Annotated in this window: 21 protein-coding genes and 1 riboswitch; of the genes, 14 read left to right on the top strand and 7 right to left on the bottom strand. The window is 60.3% G+C overall.

Annotation, left to right across the window (positions count from 1 at the left end; all coding sequences use genetic code 11):
- Positions 1-5: 5 nt before the first annotated feature.
- Entirely contained in the window at positions 6-647 is a 642-nt protein-coding gene (locus ACIQU2_RS24260) for a toluene tolerance protein (RefSeq protein ID WP_403144438.1), read from the bottom strand.
- A 115-nt stretch (positions 648-762) separates the two neighbouring features.
- Here ACIQU2_RS24260 and msbA point away from each other — a divergent pair, with 115 nt between their 5' ends.
- The gene (gene msbA / locus ACIQU2_RS24265; RefSeq protein WP_403144441.1) at positions 763-2,565 is read left to right on the top strand and encodes a lipid A export permease/ATP-binding protein MsbA; all 1,803 of its coding nucleotides are present in this window, start codon (positions 763-765) and stop codon (positions 2,563-2,565) included.
- Positions 2,566-2,688: 123 nt separating this feature from the next.
- Positions 2,689-4,113, top strand: a complete 1,425-nt coding sequence (gene hldE / locus ACIQU2_RS24270; protein WP_347802537.1) for a bifunctional D-glycero-beta-D-manno-heptose-7-phosphate kinase/D-glycero-beta-D-manno-heptose 1-phosphate adenylyltransferase HldE — start codon at positions 2,689-2,691, stop codon at positions 4,111-4,113.
- Positions 4,114-4,214: 101 nt separating this feature from the next.
- On the opposite strand, the gene ACIQU2_RS24275 is transcribed toward hldE, so the two are convergent.
- The 4 genes from ACIQU2_RS24275 to ACIQU2_RS24290 form a co-directional block, all read right to left on the bottom strand.
- Positions 4,215-5,183, bottom strand: coding sequence for a metal ABC transporter ATPase (locus ACIQU2_RS24275; RefSeq protein WP_347802538.1), 969 nt, complete (start codon positions 5,181-5,183; stop codon positions 4,215-4,217).
- 32 nt (positions 5,184-5,215) lie between these two features.
- Positions 5,216-6,028 (bottom strand): aldo/keto reductase, encoded by an 813-nt coding sequence (locus ACIQU2_RS24280; RefSeq protein WP_046056445.1) that lies wholly within the window; start codon positions 6,026-6,028, stop codon positions 5,216-5,218.
- Complete coding sequence (locus ACIQU2_RS24285; protein ID WP_403144447.1) at positions 6,025-7,200, bottom strand: NAD(P)/FAD-dependent oxidoreductase; 1,176 nt, start codon at positions 7,198-7,200, stop codon at positions 6,025-6,027. Before ACIQU2_RS24285 ends, ACIQU2_RS24280 begins: the two co-directional genes overlap by 4 nt.
- Before the next feature lie 134 nt (positions 7,201-7,334).
- Entirely contained in the window at positions 7,335-7,667 is a 333-nt protein-coding gene (locus ACIQU2_RS24290; RefSeq protein ID WP_008027887.1) for a multidrug efflux SMR transporter, read from the bottom strand.
- Between the two features lie 103 nt (positions 7,668-7,770).
- Between ACIQU2_RS24290 and ACIQU2_RS24295 the strand changes: the two genes are divergently transcribed.
- Positions 7,771-8,673, top strand: a complete 903-nt coding sequence (locus tag ACIQU2_RS24295) for a LysR family transcriptional regulator (protein WP_403144450.1) — start codon at positions 7,771-7,773, stop codon at positions 8,671-8,673.
- Positions 8,674-8,684: 11 nt separating this feature from the next.
- Positions 8,685-9,962, top strand: coding sequence for a lipid IV(A) 3-deoxy-D-manno-octulosonic acid transferase (waaA, locus tag ACIQU2_RS24300; RefSeq protein ID WP_403144452.1), 1,278 nt, complete (start codon positions 8,685-8,687; stop codon positions 9,960-9,962).
- 126 nt (positions 9,963-10,088) lie between these two features.
- Here waaA and ACIQU2_RS24305 read toward each other — a convergent pair whose 3' ends face one another.
- Positions 10,089-11,522 (bottom strand): TolC family outer membrane protein, encoded by a 1,434-nt coding sequence (locus ACIQU2_RS24305; protein WP_403144454.1) that lies wholly within the window; start codon positions 11,520-11,522, stop codon positions 10,089-10,091.
- 191 nt (positions 11,523-11,713) lie between these two features.
- Positions 11,714-11,819, top strand: a riboswitch (TPP riboswitch).
- 162 nt (positions 11,820-11,981) lie between these two features.
- Here ACIQU2_RS24305 and thiC point away from each other — a divergent pair.
- Both thiC and cytX read left to right on the top strand, forming a co-directional pair.
- On the top strand, positions 11,982-13,871 hold the full coding sequence (gene thiC / locus ACIQU2_RS24310) for a phosphomethylpyrimidine synthase ThiC (RefSeq protein WP_403144456.1): 1,890 nt from the start codon (positions 11,982-11,984) through the stop codon (positions 13,869-13,871).
- A gap of 166 nt (positions 13,872-14,037) precedes the next feature.
- Positions 14,038-15,330 (top strand): putative hydroxymethylpyrimidine transporter CytX, encoded by a 1,293-nt coding sequence (cytX, locus tag ACIQU2_RS24315; protein WP_403144458.1) that lies wholly within the window; start codon positions 14,038-14,040, stop codon positions 15,328-15,330.
- Here the strand turns inward: cytX and ACIQU2_RS24320 are convergent.
- A complete protein-coding gene (locus tag ACIQU2_RS24320; protein WP_347802546.1) occupies positions 15,299-16,045 on the bottom strand; it encodes an RsiV family protein in 747 nt (248 codons plus the stop codon). The genes cytX and ACIQU2_RS24320 overlap by 32 nt on opposite strands.
- A gap of 228 nt (positions 16,046-16,273) precedes the next feature.
- Here ACIQU2_RS24320 and ACIQU2_RS24325 point away from each other — a divergent pair, with 228 nt between their 5' ends.
- From ACIQU2_RS24325 to parC, 8 genes are all read left to right on the top strand, one after another.
- Positions 16,274-16,891, top strand: a complete 618-nt coding sequence (locus ACIQU2_RS24325) for an NUDIX domain-containing protein (protein ID WP_131058782.1) — start codon at positions 16,274-16,276, stop codon at positions 16,889-16,891.
- Complete coding sequence (locus tag ACIQU2_RS24330) at positions 16,882-17,334, top strand: DUF1249 domain-containing protein (RefSeq protein WP_347802547.1); 453 nt, start codon at positions 16,882-16,884, stop codon at positions 17,332-17,334. Before ACIQU2_RS24325 ends, ACIQU2_RS24330 begins: the two co-directional genes overlap by 10 nt.
- 98 nt (positions 17,335-17,432) lie before the next feature.
- Positions 17,433-18,248 (top strand): 3',5'-cyclic-AMP phosphodiesterase, encoded by an 816-nt coding sequence (gene cpdA / locus ACIQU2_RS24335; RefSeq protein ID WP_403144462.1) that lies wholly within the window; start codon positions 17,433-17,435, stop codon positions 18,246-18,248.
- Between the two features lie 149 nt (positions 18,249-18,397).
- Complete coding sequence (locus ACIQU2_RS24340) at positions 18,398-19,006, top strand: YqiA/YcfP family alpha/beta fold hydrolase (protein ID WP_008153348.1); 609 nt, start codon at positions 18,398-18,400, stop codon at positions 19,004-19,006.
- A gap of 54 nt (positions 19,007-19,060) precedes the next feature.
- Entirely contained in the window at positions 19,061-20,965 is a 1,905-nt protein-coding gene (parE, locus tag ACIQU2_RS24345; protein WP_347802550.1) for a DNA topoisomerase IV subunit B, read from the top strand.
- The gene (locus ACIQU2_RS24350) at positions 20,965-21,954 is read left to right on the top strand and encodes an esterase-like activity of phytase family protein (RefSeq protein ID WP_403144465.1); all 990 of its coding nucleotides are present in this window, start codon (positions 20,965-20,967) and stop codon (positions 21,952-21,954) included. The genes parE and ACIQU2_RS24350 overlap by 1 nt, the downstream gene beginning before the upstream one ends.
- Positions 21,951-22,475 (top strand): TIGR02281 family clan AA aspartic protease, encoded by a 525-nt coding sequence (locus ACIQU2_RS24355; protein WP_347802552.1) that lies wholly within the window; start codon positions 21,951-21,953, stop codon positions 22,473-22,475. The genes ACIQU2_RS24350 and ACIQU2_RS24355 overlap by 4 nt, the downstream gene beginning before the upstream one ends.
- A gap of 7 nt (positions 22,476-22,482) precedes the next feature.
- Complete coding sequence (gene parC / locus ACIQU2_RS24360; RefSeq protein WP_403144468.1) at positions 22,483-24,750, top strand: DNA topoisomerase IV subunit A; 2,268 nt, start codon at positions 22,483-22,485, stop codon at positions 24,748-24,750.
- The last annotated feature ends 61 nt before the right edge of the window (positions 24,751-24,811 follow it).

The raw sequence follows: 24,811 nt of genomic DNA on the forward strand, positions 1-24,811 counted from the left end.
TCAGATCATTTTTGCAGGGCGACGCTCAGCTCCTCCGGAGAGCAGATGCTCTGGGTCTGGCCATAATGCTGCATGAAGACTTCGCCGTGACCGTCGAGCAGCCATTGCCGATCTTGTGGGTAACGCACCATATGCTTGAAGTTGCGCAATCGCAGAGTCTTGCGCAACGGACGGCGATACACCCGCATGTCGGCAATGTCGATCAGGCCCAACTGATGTTCAGGTGTGAGCACGATGTTGCCCAGGTGCGCCGAGCGAAAATAAATCCCCCGCTCATGCAAAGTGGCCATGAAGACCCCCAATTGACCGCGTAACGGATCGGCATTGCCCTGGGTGTCCAGCAGCTGACGCAGGGTCTGGCCCGGTAGTGGATCGTAGTGCACGGCATCGCGCTCGATACTCGCAATACGGTAAACCTGACGAATCGACGGGCAGGGGATGTGCCGTTCACGCAACGCATCACAGTTGTCGGCAAAGCGTTTGGCGTACGGGTACCACGCAGCCGACGTCAACAGGCGTTTGCGGCGAAACAGTTTGAGTATCGAACCGTCCGTCAACCGCAGAACCTTGTCCCCCGAACCATCCGCTTCAAGGACTTGTGCTCCCTCGCGCAGGGCGAGATATCGGGTGTGATCAAGCGCTTGCATCAATACTCCGGGTTGGGTGCCGTGAGGCATGGATAGCCGGCCATGTTACCGCAGCTCAGCGACTAAAATGGCCTGTGTTACACTCGCGGGCTCTTTTCTCATACAACGGGTTCTCATGACCAGCCCTGATTCGCCTGCGCCGTCGAGCTTGAAGATTTACCTGCGCCTGCTGTCGTATGTGCGCCCGTACTGGGGCATGTTTGCCATCAGTATCGTCGGCTTCGTGATCTTTGCCTCGACGCAGCCCATGCTCGCAGGGATTCTCAAATATTTCGTCGATGGCCTGAGCAACCCCGAAGCGGTGCTCTTCCCGACTGTTCCCTATCTGCAAGACTTGCAGTTGCTGATGGCCGTGCCGTTGCTGATCATCCTGATCGCCGCCTGGCAAGGACTGGGGTCTTTCCTGGGTAACTACTACCTGGCCAAAGTATCGTTGGGGCTGGTCCACGACTTGCGTGTCGAGCTGTTCAACAAGTTGCTGGTATTGCCCAACCGTTATTTCGACACCCATAACTCCGGGCACCTGATTTCGCGCATCACCTTCAACGTGACCATGGTCACCGGTGCGGCCACGGACGCCATCAAAGTGGTCATTCGTGAAGGCCTGACCGTGGTGTTCCTGTTTGCTTACCTGTTGTGGATGAACTGGAAACTGACCCTGGTGATGTTGGCGATCCTGCCAATCATCGCGATCATGGTGAGCAGCACCAGCAAAAAATTCCGCAAGCAGAGCAAGAAAATCCAGGTGGCGATGGGCGACGTGACTCACGTGGCCTCCGAAACCATCCAGGGATATCGCGTGGTGCGCAGCTTCGGCGGCGAGAGCTATGAAGAGCGTCGTTTCGCTGAAGCCAGCCAGGGCAACACCGACAAGCAACTGCGCATGACCAAGACCGGTGCGGTCTACACGCCCATGCTGCAATTGGTGATCTACACCGCCATGGCGGTGCTGATGTTCCTGGTGCTGTTCCTGCGCGGCGATGCCACCGCCGGTGACCTGGTGGCCTACATCACTGCGGCGGGCCTGTTGCCCAAGCCGATTCGGCAGCTGTCGGAAGTCAGCTCGACAATCCAGAAAGGCGTTGCCGGTGCCGAGAGCATTTTCGAGCAACTGGACGTCGAGCCAGAGATTGACCTGGGTACCGTCGAGCGCGATCGCGTCAGCGGCCACCTGGAAGTGCGCAACCTGAGCTTCACCTATCCAGGAACCGAGCGTGAAGTGCTGAAGAACATCAGCTTCACGGCGGCACCTGGGCAAATGATCGCCCTGGTCGGTCGTTCGGGTAGCGGCAAGTCGACCCTGGCCAGCCTGATTCCGCGTTTCTATCACCACGAAACCGGCGAAATCATGCTCGATGACGTGGAAATCGAAGACTATCGTCTGCGCAATCTGCGTCGACACGTGGCGCAGGTGACGCAGCATGTGACCCTGTTCAACGATACCATTGCCAACAACATCGCCTACGGTGACCTGGCCGGCGCACCGCGTGCCGACATTGAAAAGGCCGCCACGGATGCTTACGCGATGGACTTCATCTCGGAGATGCCGCAAGGCCTGGACACCCAGGTCGGGGAAAACGGCGTGTTGCTGTCCGGTGGCCAGCGCCAGCGCCTGGCGATTGCCCGGGCCTTGTTGAAGAACGCACCGTTGCTGATTCTCGACGAGGCAACGTCGGCGCTCGATACCGAGTCCGAGCGGCACATTCAGGCGGCGCTGGATCAGGTCATGAAAGGTCGCACCACGCTGGTGATTGCTCACCGGTTGTCGACCATCGAGAAAGCCGACCTGATCCTGGTCATGGATCATGGCGAAATCGTCGAGCGCGGCACCCACGCTCAATTGCTCGCGCAAAATGGCTACTACTCGCGCTTGCATGCGATGGGCCTGGACGAGCCGGTTACTGCGGGTATCGCCTGACCGCCGCTGGCCGCCACCGAGGGGTGGCGGCCGCAAAAAATCCTCTCATTAATGCCATGCGCAAGCCCACGCCAACCCTGTGTTAATATCGCGCCCCTGTTCATTTTGTATGTGGGTTGCTCCATGAAGTTGTCCATGCCGCGATTCGATCAAGCCCCTGTCTTGGTGGTCGGCGATGTCATGCTCGACCGTTACTGGCATGGTGGTACCTCACGGATTTCCCCTGAGGCGCCGGTACCGGTAGTCAAGGTCGAGCAAATCGAGGACCGCCCGGGCGGTGCCGCCAACGTTGCGTTGAACATTGCCGCCCTCGGCGCCCCGGCCTCGCTGGTCGGCGTGACCGGCGACGATGAAGCCGCCGACAGCCTGGCCAATAGCCTCAAGGGCGCTGGCGTGCGGGCGTTGTTCCAGCGCATCGCGCATCAGCCGACCATCGTCAAGCTGCGGGTCATGAGCCGTCACCAGCAACTGCTGCGTATCGACTTCGAAGAACCTTTCACCACCGACGCGTTGGCGTTGGGCGAGCAAGTCGACGAATTGCTCGAAGGCATCAAAGTGCTGGTGCTGTCCGACTACGGCAAAGGCGCGCTGAAAAACCATCAGGTGCTGATCCAGGCGGCACGTGCCCGTGGCATTCCGGTGCTGGCGGATCCCAAGGGCAAGGATTTCTCGATCTACCGGGGTGCGAGCCTGATCACCCCGAACCTCAGTGAGTTCGAAACCATCGTCGGCGGCTGCGCCGATGAGCACGAACTCGTGAGCAAGGGCGCGCAGCTGATGCACGATCTTGACCTCGGCGCATTGCTGGTGACCCGCGGCGAACACGGCATGACCTTGTTGCGTCCGGATCATCCGGCGCTGCACCTGCCAGCCCGTGCCCGTGAAGTGTTCGATGTGACCGGTGCCGGCGACACGGTTATTTCCACCCTGGCGGCCGCCATTGCCGCTGGCGAAGAACTGCCCCACGCGGTGGCCCTGGCCAACCTGGCGGCGGGCATCGTGGTCGGCAAACTGGGTACGGCGGCCATCAGCGCGCCGGAACTGCGTCGCGCCATCCAGCGTGAAGAAGGTTCGGAGCGCGGTGTACTCGGCCTTGAGCAGCTGTTGCTGGCGGTCGATGATGCGCGTGCGCATAAAGAGAAGATTGTCTTCACCAACGGCTGCTTCGACATTTTGCACGCCGGCCACGTGACCTACCTCGAGCAGGCGCGAGCTCAGGGCGATCGCTTGATCGTGGCGGTCAACGACGATGCGTCGGTCAGCCGCCTGAAAGGGCCGGGGCGTCCGATCAACAGCGTCGACCGTCGCATGGCCGTACTGGCAGGTCTGGGCGCCGTGGATTGGGTGATCAGCTTCGCTGAAGGCACCCCGGAAAACCTGCTGCGCGAGGTCAAGCCGGATGTGCTGGTCAAGGGCGGGGACTACGGGATCGAGCAAGTTGTCGGCGCGGACATCGTGACCGCTTACGGCGGAACTGTGAAAGTGCTGGGGCTGGTGGCAAACAGCTCGACGACCGCGATTGTCGAGAAAATCCGGCAATCCGAGTGAAGTCATAAAAGATCGCAGCCTCGTTTCACTCGACAGCTCCTACAGAAAATCGCATTTCAATGTAGGAGCTGTCGAGTGAAACGAGGCTGCGATCTTTTGCTTTAAGAACTGACTTTTTTACGCGGTACGATTCTCTTCAGCAATTGCTTCGCCTTCCCACGCAACCGCGCCAAACCTGAATCTTTCCCCGGCGGGCTCAAGCCCTGTTGCCGCACCCAATCCTTCCAGCGAATCCGCTCATCCCTCACCAGCCAGCCTTCCTGCTGGGCAAAACTCTCTGCCAGGTACAACCCGCGAGTACTCGCCGGGTACAGCTGATCCTTTTTCAAGGTATAGAGTTCGGCCATCGGCTGGCCGTCCTGCAGTGGCATCAGGTACAAGTCGGGGCGTTTGCGATCGAGGCGGGCCACCAGTTGATCGCCCTCCAGTCGCTCGTCGACATGGAACAGGCTCAGGGATTTGGCCTCCTTGGGCACGTCCAGGCGCAAGTCATAGATCAATTGCAGCGAGGCCGTCGGCAAATGCACGTAAGCCCACGGGCGTTCGATCAACTGCATCTTGGCGCAACGCACTGGCCGCGCCGAACCGGACAGCGGCGTCAGGCGAAACGGCAAAGCCTCGCGATAATGCAGGGCGGACGAGTAGGGCGCCGGCAGCCAAGTGTCGTTGAAGCGCCCGCCGAGCCAGCCCTCAGGCGTTTCCAACAAGCACTCTTCGGCAATCTCCTGGATCGCCGTGTGCAGCGGCAGGTTCAGCTCATGGGCCGGCACGTAACCGGAGATCAGTTTGAGCACCACATCGCCACGATCCTGCCGACGCTGACGCACCAACACCCAGTAATCGCGGTTCTGCCAATGCAGGGTCAGGCGCACCGAGACCCCGAGGTTGGCCAGCTCAAGCGAAAACCGCTGAGTGTCGGCTACCGTCACCGGGCGGCGACGTTGCAGGGTCTGGGAGAAATTGAGCGGCATCCCGACGCTTTGATAACTCAGGCCTTCGGGAGTCGCTTCGACAAATAACGGCAGGGTCTTGAAGTTGCTCGGGTTCTTTCTTATGAGCGTACGCGGCATGTCGGCTCCTGCTTAAGGCCGCGTGGGCGGCATCAGTTTCTACGTAGGACCTGGGCAACGGTCGCGACGTTATGGGCGAGGTGCAGCGGATTAATGGTCCCGACAATAGCACTGGCAACGCCCGGATGTTCAAACAACAACTCGAAGCTGGCGCGAACAGGGTCCACGCCCGGACTCAGGCATACGTGGCCGCTGGCGAGGGCTTTTTTGACCAGAATGGCTTTGCCGTGAGCAGCAGCATAGTCAATGACCGGCTTCTCGTTCTGCTCGTTCAGATTGTAGGTGACCATCGCGCAATCACCTTGTTCCAGAGCCTTCAAACCACCTTCGACGGTTTTGCCGGAAAAACCGAAGCCGCGAATCTTGCCTTCACTCTTCAACGCCGCGAGGGTCGCATAGACTTCGCTGTCGTTGAGGATCGCCAGGTCGTTGCCGTCGGAGTGCACCAGCACCAGATCGATGAAGTCCGTTTCCAGCCGTTGCAGACTACGTTCCACCGACAGCCGGGTATGAGCGGCACTGAAGTCGTGATGGGACTGACCGTCGGCAAACTCTTCGCCGACCTTGCTGACGATCACCCAATCCTGGCGCTGCCCACGCAGCAATGGACCGAGGCGTTCTTCGCTGCGGCCATAGGCCGGGGCAGTGTCGATCAGGTTGATGCCCAAGTCGCGCGCGAGTTTGAGCAGCATGCGCGCTTCGTCATCATCGGGAATCTGAAAACCGTTGGGATATTTCACGCCTTGGTCACGGCCGAGTTTTACCGTGCCCAGACCCAGTGGCGAAACCAGCAGGCCGGTGCTGCCCAACGGGCGATGCAGATCGTGCAAGGTCGGCTGGCTCATGGCAGCAGTTGCTCCCAGGCAGGGACGCCCATCGGCGGTTTTGGCAGGTCGGGCAGCGGCGTCGGATGACTTGGCTGGATGCCGTCGCGCTGCAAGGACGCGATGATGCGATCAGCAAAGTCCGGAGCCAGCGCCAGTTTGGTTGGCCAGCCGACCAGCAGCCGGCCTTCTTCGGCAATAAATGCATTGTCAGGACGGGTCAGTCCCGATTGCAGTGGCTCGGCGCGATCTACTCGAAGGGTGGCCCATTGCGCTGTGCTCAGGTCGATCCATGGCAGCAGCTGGCCGAGTTCTTTCTGCGCCGTGGCGATTTGCTCGGAGGGGTTGCGGGCAACACCTTCGGCTTCGGCGATATCACCGCCCAGATACCAGACCCATTGACCATCGGCGGCCGGATGGGTCGTCACGGTTATGCGCGGCTTGGTGCCGCCGCCCAGGCAGTGCGCATACAGTGGTTTGAGGCCCGGACCTTTGGCGATGATCATGTGCAGTGGCCGGCGTTGCATGGCGGGCTGACTCAGCCCCAGCGCTTCGAGCAGCGCTGCCGTACCGGCGCCGGCGCTCAAGACTATGCGCTGGGCGCGGATTTCGCGCTCGTCGACTTTGAGGCCGACCAAAGCGCCACCTTCCAGCAACGGTTCGATTTTTTGGCCGGCGAGCAAACCATCACCCGACAGATCGGCCAGGCGCTGGATCAGGCTCGGCACGTCGATCACCAGTTCCGCCAGGCGATAGACCTTGCCCTTGAAGCGCTTGTCTTGCAGGGCGGGCGGCAGTTGCTCGCCCTTGACCTGATCGACACGGCCGCGCACCGCTTTGCTAGCGAAGAAACTGGTGAGATTGCCGGCGATCGTGCCGGGGGACCAGAGGTAATGAGCTTCGGACAGCAGGCGCACGCCGGTCAGGTCCAGTTCGCCGTCACCGGCCAGGGCTTCACGCCAGCGGCGAGGCATGTCGGCGATGGCTTCCGAGGCACCGGTCAGGGCGCCATGCAATGCGTACTTGGCGCCGCCATGGATGATGCCTTGGGACTTCACGCTTTGCCCGCCACCGAGGCTGGCGCTTTCCACCAGCACGGTCGAAAAACCCTGGCGGCGCAGGCGCGCATTCAGCCAGAGGCCGGCGACACCAGCGCCGACAATCAGAACGTCGGTGGAAATAACGGATGGCATGCAGCGACCTCAGTGTTCAAGACGAGGGCGCAGTATACAGAGCTCGGATAGGAAAAAAGATCGCAGCCTTCGGCAGCTCCTACAGGGAAACGCATTCCAATGGTAGGAGCTGACGAAGGCTGCGATCTTTTTCTTCAATGCCCCGCGGTTTTGGAGAACAGCTGAATCACCACAACCCCCAGCACAATCAGCGCCATCCCCAGCATCGCCGGCACATCCAGTTTCTGCCCGTAGATAAACAGCGCCGCGACGCTGACCATCACGATCCCCATGCCGGCCCATACCGCGTAAGCCACGCCCACCGGAACGCTGCGCACCACCAGCGTCAGCATCCAGAAGGCAATGCCGTAGCCGACAATCACCAGAATCAGCGGCAGCGGGGTGCTGAAGCCTTTGACCGCTTTCATCGAAACGGTGGCGATCACTTCGGCGCAGATGGCAATGGCCAGGTAGTAGTAAGCGGTCATAGGTGCATCCTCGTGTGAAGTGTTGCTTTCTGAGGTCGGCATTTTAGAGATTCTCCAGATGCGGTAAAGTCATTACCTATCTGTTCTGAAGATGGGTTGAGCCATGAACACGCAATGGAATCTGGAGCAGCTGCGGCTGTTTGTCAGCGTAGCGGAGCAGCGTTCGTTTTCTGCGGTAGCGCGGGATCAGCGCAAGGCGCAGTCGGCGGTCAGCAGTTCGATTGCGCTACTGGAAGAGGACTTGGGCGTCAGCCTGTTCGACCGTAGCAGCGGCCGCCAGCCGAAACTCACCGAGGCCGGTAACGCATTGCTGGATGAGGCGCGGGAAGTGCTGCGCCAGTGCGAACGCCTTAACGGTCGGGCGCTGGCCATGATGCGCGGCCAGGAGGCGCGTTTGCGTGTGGCTCAGGATGAGGCGATGCCTTATCAGCCGATCATCGAAAGCTTCGAAGCCCTGGCTCAGCAATTTCCCAGCCTTGAAGTGCAGCTGACCAGCGCCGCCCAAGGCGATGTGGCGCGCAAACTGGTGGAGCGTCGGGCCGATCTGGGGTTGCTGTTTTATCACGACCAGATTCCCGAAGCGCTCGAGCGGCGGGTGTTGGGCAGCGTCGAAATGGTCACGGTGTGCGGCGTCGGCCACCCACTGGCGCAACAGGCCCGGGTCGATTGCCAGCAACTGGCGCAGCATCGTCAGTTGCTGATGTCCACACAGTCGAGCGTCTATCCCGGTAGCGAACCCGCCAGCCCGCAAGTCTGGCGGGCCGACAGTTTCTACGTGATGGCTGAATGGCTGGTGCGCGGACTCGGTTGGGCCTGGCTGCCGCGCCACGTGGTGCAGTACCCGGCGTATCAGGATCTGATGGTCGAACTGGCCAGCGAATGGACCCCGCCAGCGCTGGTGGTGGAGCTGGTCTGGCGCCGCGATGAGCCTCTGGGGCCAGCGGCTCGTTGGCTGGCGGAACGTTTTGCCGTGCACTTGCAGACGATCGGTGAAAAAAGCCGATAAACTCCGCCGCCATGAATAGAACTCTCTACACCGCGCTGTTTTACCTGGGGCTGCCACTGGTAGCGATTCGGCTTTGGCTGCGGGCGCGCAAGGCGCCGGCGTACGCCAAGCGCATTGGCGAACGTTTCTCTCTCGGGTTACCGGCGATGAAAACGGGCGGCATCTGGGTGCACGCGGTGTCGGTGGGTGAAAGCATTGCCGCGGCGCCGATGATTCGCGCCTTGCTGCAACGTTATCCACAGTTGCCCATTACCGTGACCTGCATGACCCCGACCGGTTCGGAGCGCATCCACGCGCTGTTCGCCAATGAGCCGCGCATCCAGCACTGCTATTTGCCTTACGACTTGCCTTGCGCAGCGAAGCGATTCCTTGATCGGGTCCAGCCGAAACTGGCGGTGATCATGGAGACCGAGCTCTGGCCGAACCATATCCATCAATGCGCCAAGCGCGGGATTCCAGTGGCCCTGGCCAACGCGCGACTCTCCGAGCGTTCGGCCAAGGGCTATGGCCGCTTCGGCAAACTGACCCAGCCGATGCTCGCCGAGATGAGCCTGTTCGCGGTGCAGACCGAGGCCGAGGCCCAGCGCTTCCGTGAATTGGGCGCCCGCTCGCAAACCGTGGAAGTGACCGGCTCGATCAAGTTTGATCTGACCATCGACCCGGCACTGCTTCAGCGTGCCGCCGAGTTGCGTGCGCAATGGCAGGCGCAGGAGCGTCCGGTGTGGATCGCCGCGAGTACTCACGAAGGTGAAGACGAAGTGGTGCTGGCGGCTCATCGTCAGTTGCTGGCCAATCATCCCGATGCGTTGCTGATTCTGGTGCCGCGCCATCCGGAGCGATTCAATTCGGTGTTCGAGTTGTGTCGGCAACAGGGTTTCGCCACGGTCCGTCGTTCCGCTGGCGAACCCGTCAACGCCGGTACGTCGGTGCTGCTGGGCGACACCATGGGTGAGTTGTTGTTTCTTTATGCCTTGGCTGATAGCGCTTTCGTCGGTGGCAGTCTGGTGCCCAACGGTGGGCATAACTTGCTGGAACCGGCGGCGCTGGCCAAACCGGTATTGAGCGGGCCGCACCTGTTTAATTTCCTCGAAATCGCCGCGCAACTGCGCAGTGCCGGGGCGTTGCAGGAAGTGGAGGATGCCGAAGGTCTGGCGCTGGCGGTGCAGCGGCTGTTCGAGTTGCCGCGCGATGCGCAGCGGATGGCGGAGGCAGGGTTGAAAGTCATGCGCACCAATCAGGGCGCGTTGCAGCGATTGCTTGATGGGTTGGGGCGGTTGATCGACCGTTAGACCGGGGCGCCTGTAACGAAAAGATCGTCCGAACGCGGCCCGAACCTTCGGCAGCTCCTACGTTGGAATGCGTTTCCTTGTAGGAGCTGCCGAAGGTTCGGGCCGCGTTCGGACGATCTTTTGCTTTTAAGGTCGGGCTTTGAGCTGATCCGCCGCAGCCTTGGCCAGATCCGGCGGCAGGAAGTCTTTATCCGGGTTGTAATCAGCCTTGAGGTAACGCGCCAGGTCCTGCAAGTCCCCCGGGTTCAAGGTGCCCGCGGCCTGCTTCAAGCGCAGGTTGTCGAGGATGTAGTCATAACGCGTGTTGTTGTAGTCGCGCACCGAGGTGTACAGCTGACGCTGGGCATCCAGTACGTCGACGATGTTTCGCGTACCCACCTGATAGCCGATTTCGGTCGCTTCCACCGCGCTCTGGTTGGAGATGATCGACTGCTTGCGCGCCTGCACCTGTTCGACGTCGGTGTTCACCGCGCGGTGCAGGTTGCGGGTGCTTTCCACCACTTGCCGGCGCAAGGATTCACGTTGCTGCTCGGACTGATCCAGTTGTGCATACGATTGGCGCACCTGGGAGTTGATCAGGCCGCCGCTGTAAATCGGGATATTCAGTTGCAGGCCCACTGTCGTTTGCTCGACGTTGCCACTGTATGGCTGGCCGAAGGCGTTCGGGTTGCTGAAGCCCAGGGCATCGTTGTCACCCTTCTCGTATTTCGCCACGGCGTCGACAGTTGGCGCGTGGCCGGCCTTGCGCTGCTTGAGGGTTTCTTCGGCGGCGCTGACGGCGTAGTTGCTGGCCAACAGATTGAGGTTCTGCCTGGCCGCCGTATCGACCCAGGCTTTGGCGTCGTTCGGTGATGGTGGCAGGATCGGCAGGGTGTGGACGATGCCCTGAATCGAGTTGTACTGACGGTTGGTCAGGGTGATCAACGCTTCAAACGCATCATCCACCTGGCGCTGCGCGAGGATCCGGTTGGCTCGCGCGGTGTCGTAGCTGGCTTGCGATTGCAGCACGTCGGTCTTGTCCGACAGGCCGACATCGAAGCGTTCGTTGGACTGGTCGAGCTGGCGTTTGAACGCTGCTTCTTCGGCCTTGGTCGAGGCCAGGTTGTCCTGGGTGCGCAACACATTGAAGTAGCTTTCGGCGCTCTGCAGAATCAGGTTTTGCTGGGTCGCCGAGAGCTGCAACGCAGCCTGTTCGTTAACGTCTTTGGCGGCCTGGAACTGGAACCAGCGATCAGCACGGAACAGCGGTTGAGCCAGGGTCGCTTGATAGGAATGAGCGTTACGGTTGGCAGTCGCCGATGGCTGATCGATCGCGGTGCGCACGGCGGCGAGTTCAGCGCCGCCCGAGAGATTGGGCAGCAGCCCGGCGCGGGCCTGGGGCACGACTTCTTTCTGGGCGCCATATTGAGCGATGGCTGCAGCGAGGTCGGCGTTGTTGTCCACCGCTTCCTGATAGACGCTGACCAGATCCGTCTTGGTCGATAAGGGCGCTTCTGCTGCCCAGGCCATTCCGTTGGACGCACAAGACACGGCAAGGGCCAGTGAGAGTTTGCGCAGCATGAGGCGATCCCTAAAAAATTACGCTGATAATTTGAGCGCCAAAGGTACGGCGCAGCCCGCGCAGCGTCAAGGCGGGGCATGGGTTGCGAGTGTAGTTGGGCATCTGCATGGCAACAATCCTGTATTTGCGCCATTCATCATGGTGTTTACCGCGGTGTTGGCGTTCTTTGCCAGTTGTGTCTAGACTGGCCGGGTTCTTGTCGGGGTGCCTTGCTATGAGGCTGAGATCGAATAATTTCGGATCCCGTTGAACCTGATCAGGTTAGCGCCTGCGTAGGGAACAAGATTTCTCGTCACCCGGCGAGTCCTCTTGTGCTTCGTCCGGGATGTTGTTCGACAATCGAACACCCTCGAGCACTGAGCACAGCACTGCTGGTTTCCCCAGCGCCCGTGCGTCCATTCGATGACAGGTTCGCTCCGACAAAAATCCACTGCCTGGATGTGTTCGGAGAGCCCGTGATGACGATAAAACTAAAAAATACGACGAACCTGAGTGATTCGGCCCAAGTCGATCAGCAATCGGTTCAGCCGTTTACCCGCTCGCAAAAAATATATGTTCAGGGCTCTCGCCCGGACATCCTCGTGCCGATGCGCGAAATCAGCCTTGATGTGACCCCGACCGATTTCGGCGGCGAGATCAACGCGCCAGTGGTTGTGTACGACACCTCGGGCCCGTACACCGACCCCAACGTCATCATCGACGTACGCAAAGGCCTGGCCGATGTGCGTTCGCCGTGGATCGAATCCCGTGGCGACACCGAGCGTCTGCCGGGTCTGAGTTCCAACTTCGGCCAGGAACGCCTCGCCGATGCGGAGCTGACCAAGCTGCGTTTCGCTCATGTGAACAACCCGCGCCGGGCCAAGGCCGGTGCCAACGTCAGCCAGATGCACTACGCCCGCAAAGGCATCATCACCGCTGAGATGGAATACGTCGCCATCCGCGAAAACATGAAGCTTGAAGTGGCGCGCGCCGCTGGCCTGCTGGACCAGCAACACGCCGGTTACAGCTTCGGTGCCAGCGTGCCGAAAATCATCACTCCCGAATTCGTCCGTGAAGAGATCGCCCGCGGTCGCGCGATCATTCCGGCCAACATCAACCACACCGAACTGGAACCGATGATCATCGGCCGTAACTTCCTGGTGAAGATCAACGGCAACATCGGCAACAGCGCTTTGGGTTCGTCCATCGAAGAAGAAGTGGCGAAACTGACCTGGGGCATTCGCTGGGGTTCGGACACGGTCATGGACCTGTCCACCGGCAAACACATTCACGAAACCCGCGAGTGGATCATCCGTAACTCGCCGGTGCCGATCGGTACTGTGCCGATTTATCAGGCCCTGGAAAAAGTCGGCGGCGCTGCCGAAGACCTGACCTGGGAGCTGTTCCGCGACACGCTGATCGAGCAGGCCGAGCAGGGCGTCGACTACTTCACCATCCACGCCGGCGTGTTGCTGCGCTACGTGCCGCTGACCGCCAAACGCGTGACCGGCATTGTTTCCCGTGGCGGTTCGATCATGGCCAAGTGGTGCCTGGCGCACCACAAAGAGAACTTCCTCTACACCCATTTCGAAGACATCTGCGAAATCATGAAGGCCTACGACGTCAGCTTCTCGCTGGGCGATGGCCTGCGTCCGGGCTCGATTGCCGACGCCAACGACGCGGCACAATTCGGTGAGCTGGAAACCCTCGGTGAGCTGACCAAGATCGCGTGGAAGCACGACGTGCAATGCATGATCGAAGGCCCGGGCCACGTGCCGATGCAGTTGATCAAAGAGAACATGGACAAGCAGCTGGAATGCTGCGACGAGGCGCCGTTCTACACCCTCGGCCCGCTGACCACTGACATCGCGCCAGGCTACGACCACATCACCTCGGGTATCGGTGCGGCGATGATCGGCTGGTTCGGTTGCGCCATGCTCTGCTACGTGACGCCGAAGGAGCACTTGGGCCTGCCGAACAAGGATGACGTGAAGACCGGGATCATCACCTACAAGATCGCCGCGCATGCCGCCGATCTGGCAAAAGGGCATCCGGGCGCACAGATCCGCGACAATGCCTTGAGCAAGGCGCGCTTCGAATTCCGTTGGGAAGACCAGTTCAACCTGGGCCTTGATCCGGACACTGCTCGTTCGTATCACGATGAGACCCTGCCGAAGGATTCGGCCAAGGTCGCGCACTTCTGCTCCATGTGCGGGCCGAAATTCTGCTCGATGAAGATCACCCAGGAAGTCCGCGAATACGCGGCCAACCAGCGCATCGAAACCGTCGACGCCGAAGTCGCCCAGGGATTGGCGGACCAGGCCGAGCGGTTCAAACAGGAAGGCAGTCAGCTGTACAAGAAGGTTTGATCTGACCTGAGGTCGGCGGTGCTTGCACCGCCGCCATCGCGAGCAAGCTCGCTCCCACAAGGGATTTGTGAGCGCCGCAAGTCCCCTGTGGGAGTGAGCTTGCTCCGGGCGGCGTTCCGACGATGGCGATCAAAAGAACAACAAATGTCCCTCTGAGATAACACCCTTGAGCATTCAACCCAGCACTTATTCCCCTGATATCGCGGTGCCCACAGACAAACGTGTCTTCGGCGGCCGCGATCTGTTTTCCCTGTGGTTCTCCCTCGGCATCGGTCTGATGGTCCTGCAGACCGGTGCATTGCTCGCACCAGGTCTGGGTCTGTCCGGCTCATTGCTGGCCATCTTCCTTGGCACGTTGGTCGGCGTTCTGCTGCTGGCCGCGGTTGGCGTGATCGGCAGCGACACCGGCCTGTCATCGATGGCCGCGCTCAAACTCAGCCTCGGTGCAAAAGGTGCGAGCCTGCCGGCCGTGCTGAACCTGCTGCAACTGATCGGTTGGGGATCGTTCGAAATCATCGTCATGCGCGATGCCGCCAGCCTGCTCGGCGCACGGGCGTTCAGTGAAGGCAGTCTGCTGTCGAATCCCCTGCTCTGGACCGTGTTCTTTGGTGGTTTGGCGACCTTGCTGGCCGTCAGTGGTCCGCTGACATTCGTGCGGCAGATCCTGCGCAAGTGGGGCATCTGGTTGCTGCTGGCCGCGTGCATCTGGCTGACCTGGAACCTGTTCGCCAAAGCCGATCTGGCGGCATTGTGGGCGCAGGCCGGTGATGGTTCGATGCCGTTCGCCGTGGGCTTCGACATTGCCATCGCCATGCCGCTGTCCTGGCTGCCACTGATTGCCGACTACTCGCGTTTCGGCAAGCGTGCGAAAAACGTGTTCGGCGGCACGGCGCTGGGCTTCTTTATCGGTAACTTCTGGCTGATGAGCCTCGGCGTGGCCTACACCCTGGCGTTCGCGCCGAGCGGTGAAGTGAATGCCTTGCTGTTGGCATTGGCCGGTGCCGGCCTGGGGATTCCGCTATTGCTGATCCTGCTGGATGAGTCCGAAAAAGCTTTCGCTGACATTCACTCGGCGGCCGTTTCCAGCGGGATTCTGTTGCGTTTGAAAGTCGAGCATCTGGCGCTGGCCATCGGTGTGATCTGCATCCTGATCGCCTGTCTGGCACCATTGGTCCAGTACCAGAACTTCCTGCTGTTGATCGGTTCGGTGTTTGCGCCGCTGTTCGGCGTGGTGCTGGTGGATCACTTCATCCTGCGCAAGCGCGGTGCTCGCGTGGCGTCAGCCGCATTGCGCTGGCCGGCGTTGCTCGCCTGGTTAGGCGGGGTGAGCACCTACCATTTGCTGGCTAATCTGTATCCGGACATCGGCGCAACCCTGCCGTCACTGATTCTGGCAGGGCTGCTACAACTCGTGCTGGGTCGGGCCTTCAGTTACGGCCAGGAAACAGCTCGGGTTTGAGAATGCCATTCAGGCGAGGGTAAGGGATCTTCAGTTCGACGTGACCCAGCGCGTAAGGCGCGATGGTGCTCACTTCGTACTTGAGGATCACCCCGCCGTACGTCAGCGCAACGTTTTGTGTTTTGACGAAGGGCCAGTTCTTCACGAACTCCGGCTCCTGATCGAGCTTGGTGCTGATCAGCCAACTGTTGTGCGCCACCTGCGCAGCTTTCCAGAACGCCTCTTCCTGCCCCGGCACCAACATGTCCGACAGCGTCAGCACTTTGTGTTGCTGGCGTGAATAGTTGATGAAGCTGCGGCCCGGTGTGCCATGGGCGCCGCCGGTGTCCAGGTAGCTGGAGAATTCAACGATCACCAAGCCGTCATGCTGCTCACGTACCTTGGCTTGCAGATAACTGCTGTAGCGCGGGCCGGCACTGCTCAAAAACTGCTCGCGATACGCTGCCAGCGTCGGCGCTACCGGGGCATCGGGCGAGGTGCGGGTCATTTGCAACAGGCGTTTTTCGATAATGCCGTCCAACTGCGGTTCGGCAGGGAAGCGCAGCGTATCGATGTTCACCAGCGGGCAGTCAGGTGTTGTGCAACCCGGTTTCAGCTGTTCGGAAGCGTCGCGGGTGGTTTCCAGCGGCGTCCGGTAGTTGGGTTGGAACAAACTCTGGCAGGCGACCAGGGTCAGGGCGATTGCGGCCACGGAGGCGATTTTAAAAAGCGACATGGGCGTCCTTCATAAAACAGGGAAAGGCGAAAAGTTATCCGCTTCGACTATCAACGAAGCAGTCAGTTCGCCACTAAGCTAATTAGAGTTGGTTTCACCCTCACCGTCTATCCCGCTGACTGGAAAGGGGCTGCATCAAAGGTCACGGGCGCGTTAGGATGGCGCGAAGTCGAGGTTGCAAGTAACAAAAAGGAGCCTCGTAACGGATTTGCAGTAAAGAGGATTGTCATGACTGATTTTGCCAACGCCATTCCGACCGCCGTTGATATCGTCCGGCGCGAAAAGTGCTACGAGGGCTTCTACAAGCTCGATCGTGTGCACTTGCGTCACGAATTGTTTGCCGGTGGCATGAGTCGCGAGATCAATCGTGAAGTGTTTGTTCGCCACGATGCAGTGTGCGTACTGCCTTACGATCCGCAGCGTGACGAAGTGGTGTTGATCGAGCAGTTTCGCGTCGGCGCCATGGGCAAGACCGATAATCCATGGCTGATCGAACTGGTCGCCGGTCTGATCGACAAGGATGAAGTGCCGGAAGAAGTTGCTCACCGCGAAGCGCAGGAGGAAGCTGGGCTTGTGTTCGGGGCGCTCTGGCCGATGACCAAATACTTTCCATCGCCGGGCGGCAGCAATGAATTTGTGCACTTGTACCTGGGGCGTTGCGACAGCACCGGCGTCGGCGGCCTGCATGGGCTGGAGGAAGAAGCAGAAGATATCCGCGTCACGGTCTGGGCGTTCGAAGATGCCCTGCAGGCCGTACGCGACGGACGAATTGCCAACGCGGCCAGCATCATTGCCTTGCAATGGCTAGCTTTGAACCGCGCTGAAGTGAGGGGGTTATGGTCGTAAACAAACTGCGCGATCGCTATAGGGTCGACCTCGTGGGGCTGCAAGCCTCCTGCGAGGCCAACTACGTGCGCCTGATGCGACTGCTGCCGGACATGCGCAACGAGCCGGAGGCGCGGCGCATTGCCGTAACCCACGGCGACCAGATGCTCGGCGTGCTGGCCCTTGAAGTCCTTCAAGTCTGCCCGTACACCACAACCCTGCAAGTGCGCCAGGAACACAGCCTGCCGTGGCTGCCGGTGCCGCAACTGGAAGTCCAGGTCTATCACGATGCGTGCATGGCCGAAGTGGTCAGCGCCGAACATGCGCGACGCTTTCGCGGCATCTATCCTTACCCGAATGCCTCAATGCATCAGCCGGACGAAAAGGCCCAGCTGAATATGTTTCTGGGCGAATGGCTGAGCCATTGCCTGGCCTGCGGGCATGAGTACGCCGTTGTGCGCTGAGTGTGAACTGCGTCAGGTTCACAGGTTTCCCCTTTTGATCGTCCCCCAGCATAATTGCGGCACTCATCCATCCCGTGATTCAGCCCTGGGAGAACGCCTTGCCAAGCGTATCCATTTTGACCGCCGCCGATTCGGCGTTGCTGGTGCAACTTTCCGACAGTCATCTGTTTGCCGAAACGGACGGGACGTTGTTGGGCATGAATACCCGGGACAGCCTGCAAAAAGTCATCGAGCTGGTACGGCTTCAGCAGCCGCAGATCGACCTGATTATTGCCAGTGGTGATCTGTCTCAGGACGGAACGCTGGAGTCCTATCAACTGTTTCGCGACCTGACGCGACAGCTCGATGCGCCGGCGCGCTGGATTCCCGGTAATCATGATGAGCCGCGGATCATGGCGGAGGCCGCCGTGCAGAGCGCGCTGCTGGAACCGGTGGTTGATGTCGGTAACTGGCGCGTCACATTGCTCGATTCGGCCGTACCGGGTTCGGTGCCGGGGTATTTGCAGGATGAGCAGCTACAGTTGCTGGCCCGCTCGTTGAGTGAGGCGCCGGAGCGCCATCATCTGGTGTGTTTTCACCATCATCCGGTGTCGATTGGCTGTGCGTGGATGGAGCCGATCGGATTGCGTAATCCTGAGGCGCTGTTTGCGGTGCTGGATCGGTTTCCGCAGGTGCGCGCTGTTTTATGGGGGCATGTGCATCAAGAGATCGACCAGGTTCGCAAGGGTGTGCGGCTGATTGCCTCGCCTTCCACGTGTATTCAATTCGAACCGGGCAGTGATGATTTCAAGGTCAGTGACCAGGCGCCGGGGTATCGCTGGTTGCGACTTTTGCCTGATGGCCAGCTGGAAACCGGCGTGGAACGCGTTACCGGCTTCGACTTCCAGGTCGACTACGGCTCCAACGGTTACTGACAAAGCCCCTGTAGGAGCTGTCGAGTGCAACGAGGCTGCGATCTTTTGATTTTGTTTTTTAAAAGCAAGATCAAAAGATCGCAGCCTCGTTGCACTCGACAGCTCCTACAGTAAACTGCGCCTCTTTACCCGACGCACAGGGAGCTCAAATGTCCGGTTCGATCCTATATATCCACGGTTTCAACAGCGCGCCTTCGTCTAAAAAGGCCACGCAGTTGGTACAAGTAATGGAACGTCTGGGCTTGAGCGATCAGTTGCGCGTTCCGGCCTTGCATCACCATCCCCGTGAGGCCATCGGTCAGCTAAACAAGGCGATTGAGGAGCTTGGGCGGCCACTGCTGGTCGGCAGCTCACTCGGCGGCTACTATGCGACTCACTTGGCCGAGCGCCATGGCCTCAAGGCCCTGTTGATCAACCCTGCCGTCAGTCCGCACCGGATGTTCGACGGGTATCTGGGGACGCAGAAAAACCTGTATACCGATGAAGCATGGGAGTTGACCCACGACCACGTGACGGCCCTGGCCGAGCTGGAAGTGCCGGCACCCCAGGACCCGCAGCGGTATCAGGTGTGGTTGCAGACCGGCGATGAAACGCTGGACTACCGCCTCGCCCAGCAGTATTACCGGGCCTGTGCCTTGCGCATCCAGGCCGGCGGCGACCATAGCTTCCAGGGTTTTGCCGAGCAATTGCCGGCAATGCTGAGTTTTGCCGGCATCGGCGCAGATTTGTATCAGGCGATTGATTTCACTGCACTGTGAGTCGTCGCCTCTTTTTCACAGAACACTCTTTTTACAGGCGGACGACGAGACCCCATGGCCACTCCCAGCGCTAGCTCTTATAACGCAGACGCCATCGAAGTCCTCTCGGGCCTCGACCCGGTGCGTAAACGCCCCGGCATGTACACCGACACCAGTCGGCCGAACCACCTCGCCCAGGAAGTCATCGACAACAGCGTCGACGAAGCCTTGGCCGGGCACGCGACCTCGGTGCAGGTCATCCTGCACGCCGATCACTCCCTGGAAGTCAGCGATGACGGCCGCGGCATGCCGGTGGATATCCACGCCGAAGAAGGCGTGTCGGGCGTCGAGCTGATCCTCACCAAGCTCCATGCTGGCGGCAAGTTTTCCAACAAGAACTACCAGTTCTCCGGCGGTCTGCACGGGGTGGGTATTTCCGTGGTCAACGCCTTGTCGAACGAAGTCCGGGTGCGCGTAAAGCGTGACGGCAACGAATACCAGATGACGTTCGCCGACGGTTACAAGAAAACCGAGCTGGAAATCATTGGTACCGTCGGCAAGCGCAACACGGGTACCAGCGTATTCTTCGCGCCGGACCCGAAATACTTCGATTCGCCGAAATTCTCCATCAGCCGCCTCAAGCACGTGCTCAAGGCCAAGGCCGTTCTGTGCCCGGGGCTGCTGGTCAGTTTTGAAGACAAGGCCACCGGCGAGAAAGTCGAATGGCATTACGAAGACGGCCTGCGCTCCTACCTGGTCGACGCGGTCAACGGATTCGAGCGTCTGCCGGACGAGCCGTTCTGCGGCAGCCTGGCCGGTAACAAAGAAGCGGTCGATTGGGCGCTGCTGTGGTTGCCTGAAGGTGGCGACAGCGTTCAGGAAAGCTACGTCAACCTGATCCCGACGGCGCAGGGCGGTACCCACGTCAACGGTCTGCGTCAGGGCTTGCTCGATGCGATGCGCGAGTTCTGCGAATTCCGCAGCCTGCTGCCACGCGGCGTGAAGCTGGCGCCGGAAGACGTCTGGGAACGCATCGCTTTCGTGCTGTCGATGAAGATGCAAGAGCCGCAATTCTCCGGCCAGACCAAAGAGCGCCTGTCGTCCCGTGAAGCGGCCGCGTTTGTTTCTGGAGTGGTCAAGGATGCGTTCAGTCTGTGGCTAAACGCCCACCCGGAAACCGGCATGCTGCTGGCGGAATTGGCGATCAATAACGCTGGCCGTCGATTGAAGGCGAGCAAAAAGGTCGAGCGAAAACGCATTACTGCGGGGCCGGCACTGCCGGGCAAACTCGCCGACTGCGCCGGGCAGGACCCGATGCGTTCCGAGCTGTTCCTGGTGGAAGGTGATTCCGCCGGTGGTTCGGCCAAGCAGGCGCGGGATAAAGAATTTCAAGCGATCCTGCCGTTGCGCGGCAAGATTCTGAACACCTGGGAAGTCGACGGCAGCGAAGTGCTGGCCAGCCAGGAAGTGCACAACATCGCCGTGGCCATCGGTGTCGATCCGGGCTCGGCGGACATCGCTCAGTTGCGTTACGGCAAGATCTGCATCCTCGCCGACGCCGACTCCGACGGTCTGCACATCGCCACGTTGCTGTGCGCGTTGTTCGTCCAGCATTTCCGCCCGTTGGTGGATGCCGGTCACGTCTACGTCGCGATGCCGCCGTTGTACCGTATCGACCTGGGTAAAGAGATTTACTACGCCCTGGACGAAGCTGAACGCGATGGCATCCTCGATCGTCTGGTGGCCGAGAAGAAACGCGGCAAGCCGCAGGTCACACGATTCAAAGGTCTGGGTGAAATGAACCCGCCGCAGCTGCGCGAAACCACCATGGACCCGAACACTCGGCGTCTGGTGCAACTGACGCTGGAAGATTACGACGCGACCTCGGAAATGATGGACATGCTACTGGCGAAGAAACGCGCCGGTGACCGTAAATCCTGGCTGGAATCCAAAGGCAACCTGGCCGAGGTTCTTGGCTGATGCGGGTTGGCTTTGCCCTGGCGTGTGCGTTACTTCTGACCTCGGTTTCGGTGTTTGCCGAACCGGTGCCGGAACTGCGCCTGCTGTCCGAGCATCCCGTTGACGGTATGCGCGGCGGCAACCTGTCCGGGCTGGCCCAGTGTGGCAAGGATATGTGGACGGTGTCGGATCGCGACGACGATCAGATTTACCGGCTCGATACCCGCGACAAGGTATGGCAAGCCGAAACCGTGGGCATCGGCGTACCACCGGTGCCAGACAGCGGTTTGCCCTGGGGCTTGCGTTCGCGAACCTGGGTGGCGTCGTTTGTCCGTGGCGGGGATCTGGATTTTGAAGGCATCACCTGCGACAGCGCCGGTAATCGCTACATCGTCAGCGAATCCCATGCTGCGATTCTGCAAGTGCCACCCGTTGGGCCATCGTTCTGGCTGAAGATCTCGCCGATTCTGATTCGCGAAGCCCGGGCCAGCGGCATGCTGCTGCACTTCAATGCGTTGTTCGAGGGCCTTGCGATCAATCCGGCGGGTGATCAATTGTGGCTCGCCGCCGAGCGTCAAAGCCGTGGATTGTTGCTGATCAAGCGCAAACAAACGGTATGGGATTGCGATGGTGGCTGTGTGTTGCTGAGCGAAGCCGGGAAAGAAATGCAGCCGGCGCAGTTTCCCCGAGCCAAAGCAGTGTCCCGAGACTTTGCCGACCTGTCGCTGTTCAACGGCAAGCTGTTTACCCTTGAGCGCAACGCTTACCAGATCTGCCGCCGTGATTCGGTGACGGCCAAGGTCGAGCGCTGCTGGTCGTTTGCCGATGAAGCCTTGCAGGCGCATCGTCGCTACTCAAATCCTTACGGCCTGACCGAAGCGTTGATTATTGATGCCGAGGGGGCGTGGATTGGCACCGACAACAACAACGATGCCCGCGCCGATGGCGAGGAACGTCCGATCGTCTGGCGCTTTGCCGCGCCTGAAGGCGGCTGGAGTGCCAAGTCATGAGTCAGCAGCCGCCAGGCAAACGCGCCGGTCGAGTGTTGATGGTGCTGGCCTGGTGCGCGGCGCTGTTTCTGGCGACGCGGTTTTTCGGCCAGTGGGAAGTGCGTCAGCAGAATCCTAATATTGTCGTCAGCTCTGAGCAGGGCGAGGGTTTTATCGAGGTGAAACTGGCCAGTAACAACCAGGGTCACTTCGTCGCCAGCGGCCAGATCAACGGCCAGCCGGTGGATTTCATGCTCGATACCGGGGCGACCGACGTGTCGATCCCGGCGGAAATGGCCGAACGGCTAAAACTGGAAAAAGGCTTTGGGGTGACCCTGAGCACGGCCAACGGTCGCACCCAGGGTTACCGAACCCGCATCGACCGGCTGCAACTGGGCGACATTGTGCTGCGTGATGTGCGCGCCCTCATCGTGCCAGGCCTGGATGGCAAGCAAGTGCTGCTTGGTATGAGCGCGCTGAACAAACTTGAATTTACCCAGCGCGGTGGCACCATGCTGCTGCGCCAGACAACGAACCGATGAGGCCCGCATGAGCGACTCCCTTGATCTCAGCCTGGACGGTGTAGAACGCCGGTCACTGGCTGACTTCACCGAAAATGCCTACCTCAACTACTCCATGTACGTGATCATGGACCGTGCCTTGCCGCATATCGGCGACGGCCTGAAACCGGTACAGCGGCGCATTATCTATGCGATGAGCGAGTTGGGGCTGGACGCCGATTCCAAGCACAAGAAGTCGGCGCGTACCGTCGGTGACGTGCTCGGCAAGTTCCACCCGCACGGCGACTCGGCCTGCTACGAAGCCATGGTCCTGATGGCCCAGCCGTTCAGCTACCGCTACACGCTGGTCGACGGCCAGGGTAACTGGGGTGCGCCGGATGATCCCAAGTCCTTCGCCGCCATGCGTTACACCGAAGCGCGGCTGTCGCGTTATTCCGAAGTGCTGCTCAGCGAACTGGGCCAGGGCACCGCGGACTGGGGCCCGAACTTCGACGGCACCCTCGACGAGCCGCTGGTGTTGCCGGCGCGTTTGCCGAACATCCTGCTCAACGGCACCACCGGCATCGCCGTGGGCATGGCCACCGACGTACCGCCGCACAACCTGCGCGAAGTCGCTACGGCGTGCGTGCGTTTGCTCGATGAGCCGAAAGCCACGGTAGAGCAGCTCTGTGAGCACATCCAGGGCCCGGATTACCCGACCGAAGCAGAAATCATCACGCCCCGCGCCGACCTGCTGAAAATGTACGAAACCGGCAAGGGCTCGGTGCGCATGCGCGCCGTCTACCACATCGAAGACGGCGACATCATTGTCACCGCGCTGCCGCATCAGGTATCCGGCGCGAAGGTGCTGGAACAGATCGCCGCCATGATGCAGGCCAAGCCGTCGAAAGCCCCACAGATCGCTGACCTGCGAGACGAATCCGACCACGAAAACCCGTGCCGGATCGTGATTATTCCGGGCGCACGCAAAAACTTTGACCACGATGCATTGATGACCCACCTGTTCGCCAGCACCGAGCTGGAGTCGAGCTACCGGGTCAACATCAACATCATCGGTCTGGACGGCAAGCCGCAGCTGAAAAACCTGCGTGCGCTGCTGGTGGAGTGGCTCGAGTTCCGCGTCAACACCGTGCGTCGTCGCCTGCAATTCCGTCTGGACAAGGTCGAGCGTCGCCTGCACCTGTTGGACGGTTTGTTGATCGCTTACCTCAACCTGGATGAAGTGATTCACATCATCCGCACCGAGGAGCACCCGAAAGCCGCGCTGATCGAACGTTTCGCCCTGAGCGAAATCCAGGCCGATTACATCCTCGACACCCGTTTGCGTCAGTTGGCGCGACTGGAAGAAATGAAGCTGCGTGCCGAGCAGGATGAACTGCTTAAGGAGCAGGCCAAGCTGCAAGCCCTGCTGGGCAGCGAAACCAAGCTGAAAAAACTGGTCCGCACCGAACTGATCAAGGACGCCGAAACCTACGGCGACGACCGTCGCTCGCCAATCGTCGAGCGCACCGAAGCCAAGGCCTTGACCGAGCACGATCTGCTGCCAAATGAGAAAGTGACCGTCGTCCTGTCGGAAAAAGGCTGGGTTCGTTCCGCCAAGGGGCACGAAATCGATGCCACCGGGCTTTCCTACAAGGCCGGTGATGGTTTCAAGGCCTTGGCGCCCGGCCGCTCCAACCAGTTTGCGGTGTTTATCGATTCCACCGGTCGCAGCTATTCGGTGGCTGCGCACACGCTGCCATCGGCCCGTGGCCAGGGCGAACCGCTGACCGGCCGTCTGACGCCGCCGCCAGGGGCGAGCTTCGAATGCGTGCTGATGCCGGAAGACGACTCGCTGTACGTGATCGCCTCCGACGCCGGTTACGGTTTCGTGGTAAAAGGTGAAGACCTGCAAGCCAAGAACAAGGCGGGCAAGGCGCTGTTGAGCCTGCCGAACAACGCCAAGGTGATTCTGCCGCGTCCAGTGGCTGATCGTGAGCAAAACTGGTTGGCCTCGGTGACGACCGAAGGTCGCCTGCTGATCTTCAAGATCAGCGATCTGCCACAATTAGGTAAGGGCAAAGGCAACAAGATCATCGGGATCTCCGGTGAGCGTGTCGCCAGTCGCGAAGAATATGTCACGGACATCGCCGTATTGCCGGATGGCGCCACGTTGGTGCTGCAGGCCGGAAAACGTACATTGTCACTGAAAGCAGACGACCTCGAACACTACAAAGGTGAGCGTGGACGTCGTGGTAACAAATTGCCACGTGGCTTTCAGAGGGTAGATGCGCTGCTCGTCGAAAACCTCAATTAAGCGTCCTAGAGCGCTCGATCTACGATTTAACGCGTAGATCGACGCTTTGCCGCTGGAGTCG

Origin of the sequence: Pseudomonas sp. NPDC098740 (genome assembly GCF_044760065.1) — a bacterium.
GTDB lineage: Bacteria > Pseudomonadota > Gammaproteobacteria > Pseudomonadales > Pseudomonadaceae > Aquipseudomonas > Aquipseudomonas rossensis.

Excerpts from the sequence above, each read along its gene's own strand:
- ACIQU2_RS24260 (WP_403144438.1), bottom strand. The coding sequence starts at position 647 with ATGCAAGCGCTTGATCACACCCGATATCTCGCCCTGCGCGAGGGAGCA.
- msbA (WP_403144441.1), top strand. The coding sequence starts at position 763 with ATGACCAGCCCTGATTCGCCTGCGCCGTCGAGCTTGAAGATTTACCTG.
- hldE (WP_347802537.1), top strand. The coding sequence starts at position 2,689 with ATGAAGTTGTCCATGCCGCGATTCGATCAAGCCCCTGTCTTGGTGGTC.
- ACIQU2_RS24275 (WP_347802538.1), bottom strand. The coding sequence starts at position 5,183 with ATGCCGCGTACGCTCATAAGAAAGAACCCGAGCAACTTCAAGACCCTG.
- ACIQU2_RS24280 (WP_046056445.1), bottom strand. The coding sequence starts at position 6,028 with ATGAGCCAGCCGACCTTGCACGATCTGCATCGCCCGTTGGGCAGCACC.
- ACIQU2_RS24285 (WP_403144447.1), bottom strand. The coding sequence starts at position 7,200 with ATGCCATCCGTTATTTCCACCGACGTTCTGATTGTCGGCGCTGGTGTC.
- ACIQU2_RS24290 (WP_008027887.1), bottom strand. The coding sequence starts at position 7,667 with ATGACCGCTTACTACTACCTGGCCATTGCCATCTGCGCCGAAGTGATC.
- ACIQU2_RS24295 (WP_403144450.1), top strand. The coding sequence starts at position 7,771 with ATGAACACGCAATGGAATCTGGAGCAGCTGCGGCTGTTTGTCAGCGTA.
- waaA (WP_403144452.1), top strand. The coding sequence starts at position 8,685 with ATGAATAGAACTCTCTACACCGCGCTGTTTTACCTGGGGCTGCCACTG.
- ACIQU2_RS24305 (WP_403144454.1), bottom strand. The coding sequence starts at position 11,522 with ATGCTGCGCAAACTCTCACTGGCCCTTGCCGTGTCTTGTGCGTCCAAC.
- thiC (WP_403144456.1), top strand. The coding sequence starts at position 11,982 with ATGACGATAAAACTAAAAAATACGACGAACCTGAGTGATTCGGCCCAA.
- ACIQU2_RS24320 (WP_347802546.1), bottom strand. The coding sequence starts at position 16,045 with ATGTCGCTTTTTAAAATCGCCTCCGTGGCCGCAATCGCCCTGACCCTG.
- ACIQU2_RS24325 (WP_131058782.1), top strand. The coding sequence starts at position 16,274 with ATGACTGATTTTGCCAACGCCATTCCGACCGCCGTTGATATCGTCCGG.
- ACIQU2_RS24330 (WP_347802547.1), top strand. The coding sequence starts at position 16,882 with ATGGTCGTAAACAAACTGCGCGATCGCTATAGGGTCGACCTCGTGGGG.
- ACIQU2_RS24340 (WP_008153348.1), top strand. The coding sequence starts at position 18,398 with ATGTCCGGTTCGATCCTATATATCCACGGTTTCAACAGCGCGCCTTCG.
- parE (WP_347802550.1), top strand. The coding sequence starts at position 19,061 with ATGGCCACTCCCAGCGCTAGCTCTTATAACGCAGACGCCATCGAAGTC.
- ACIQU2_RS24350 (WP_403144465.1), top strand. The coding sequence starts at position 20,965 with ATGCGGGTTGGCTTTGCCCTGGCGTGTGCGTTACTTCTGACCTCGGTT.
- ACIQU2_RS24355 (WP_347802552.1), top strand. The coding sequence starts at position 21,951 with ATGAGTCAGCAGCCGCCAGGCAAACGCGCCGGTCGAGTGTTGATGGTG.
- parC (WP_403144468.1), top strand. The coding sequence starts at position 22,483 with ATGAGCGACTCCCTTGATCTCAGCCTGGACGGTGTAGAACGCCGGTCA.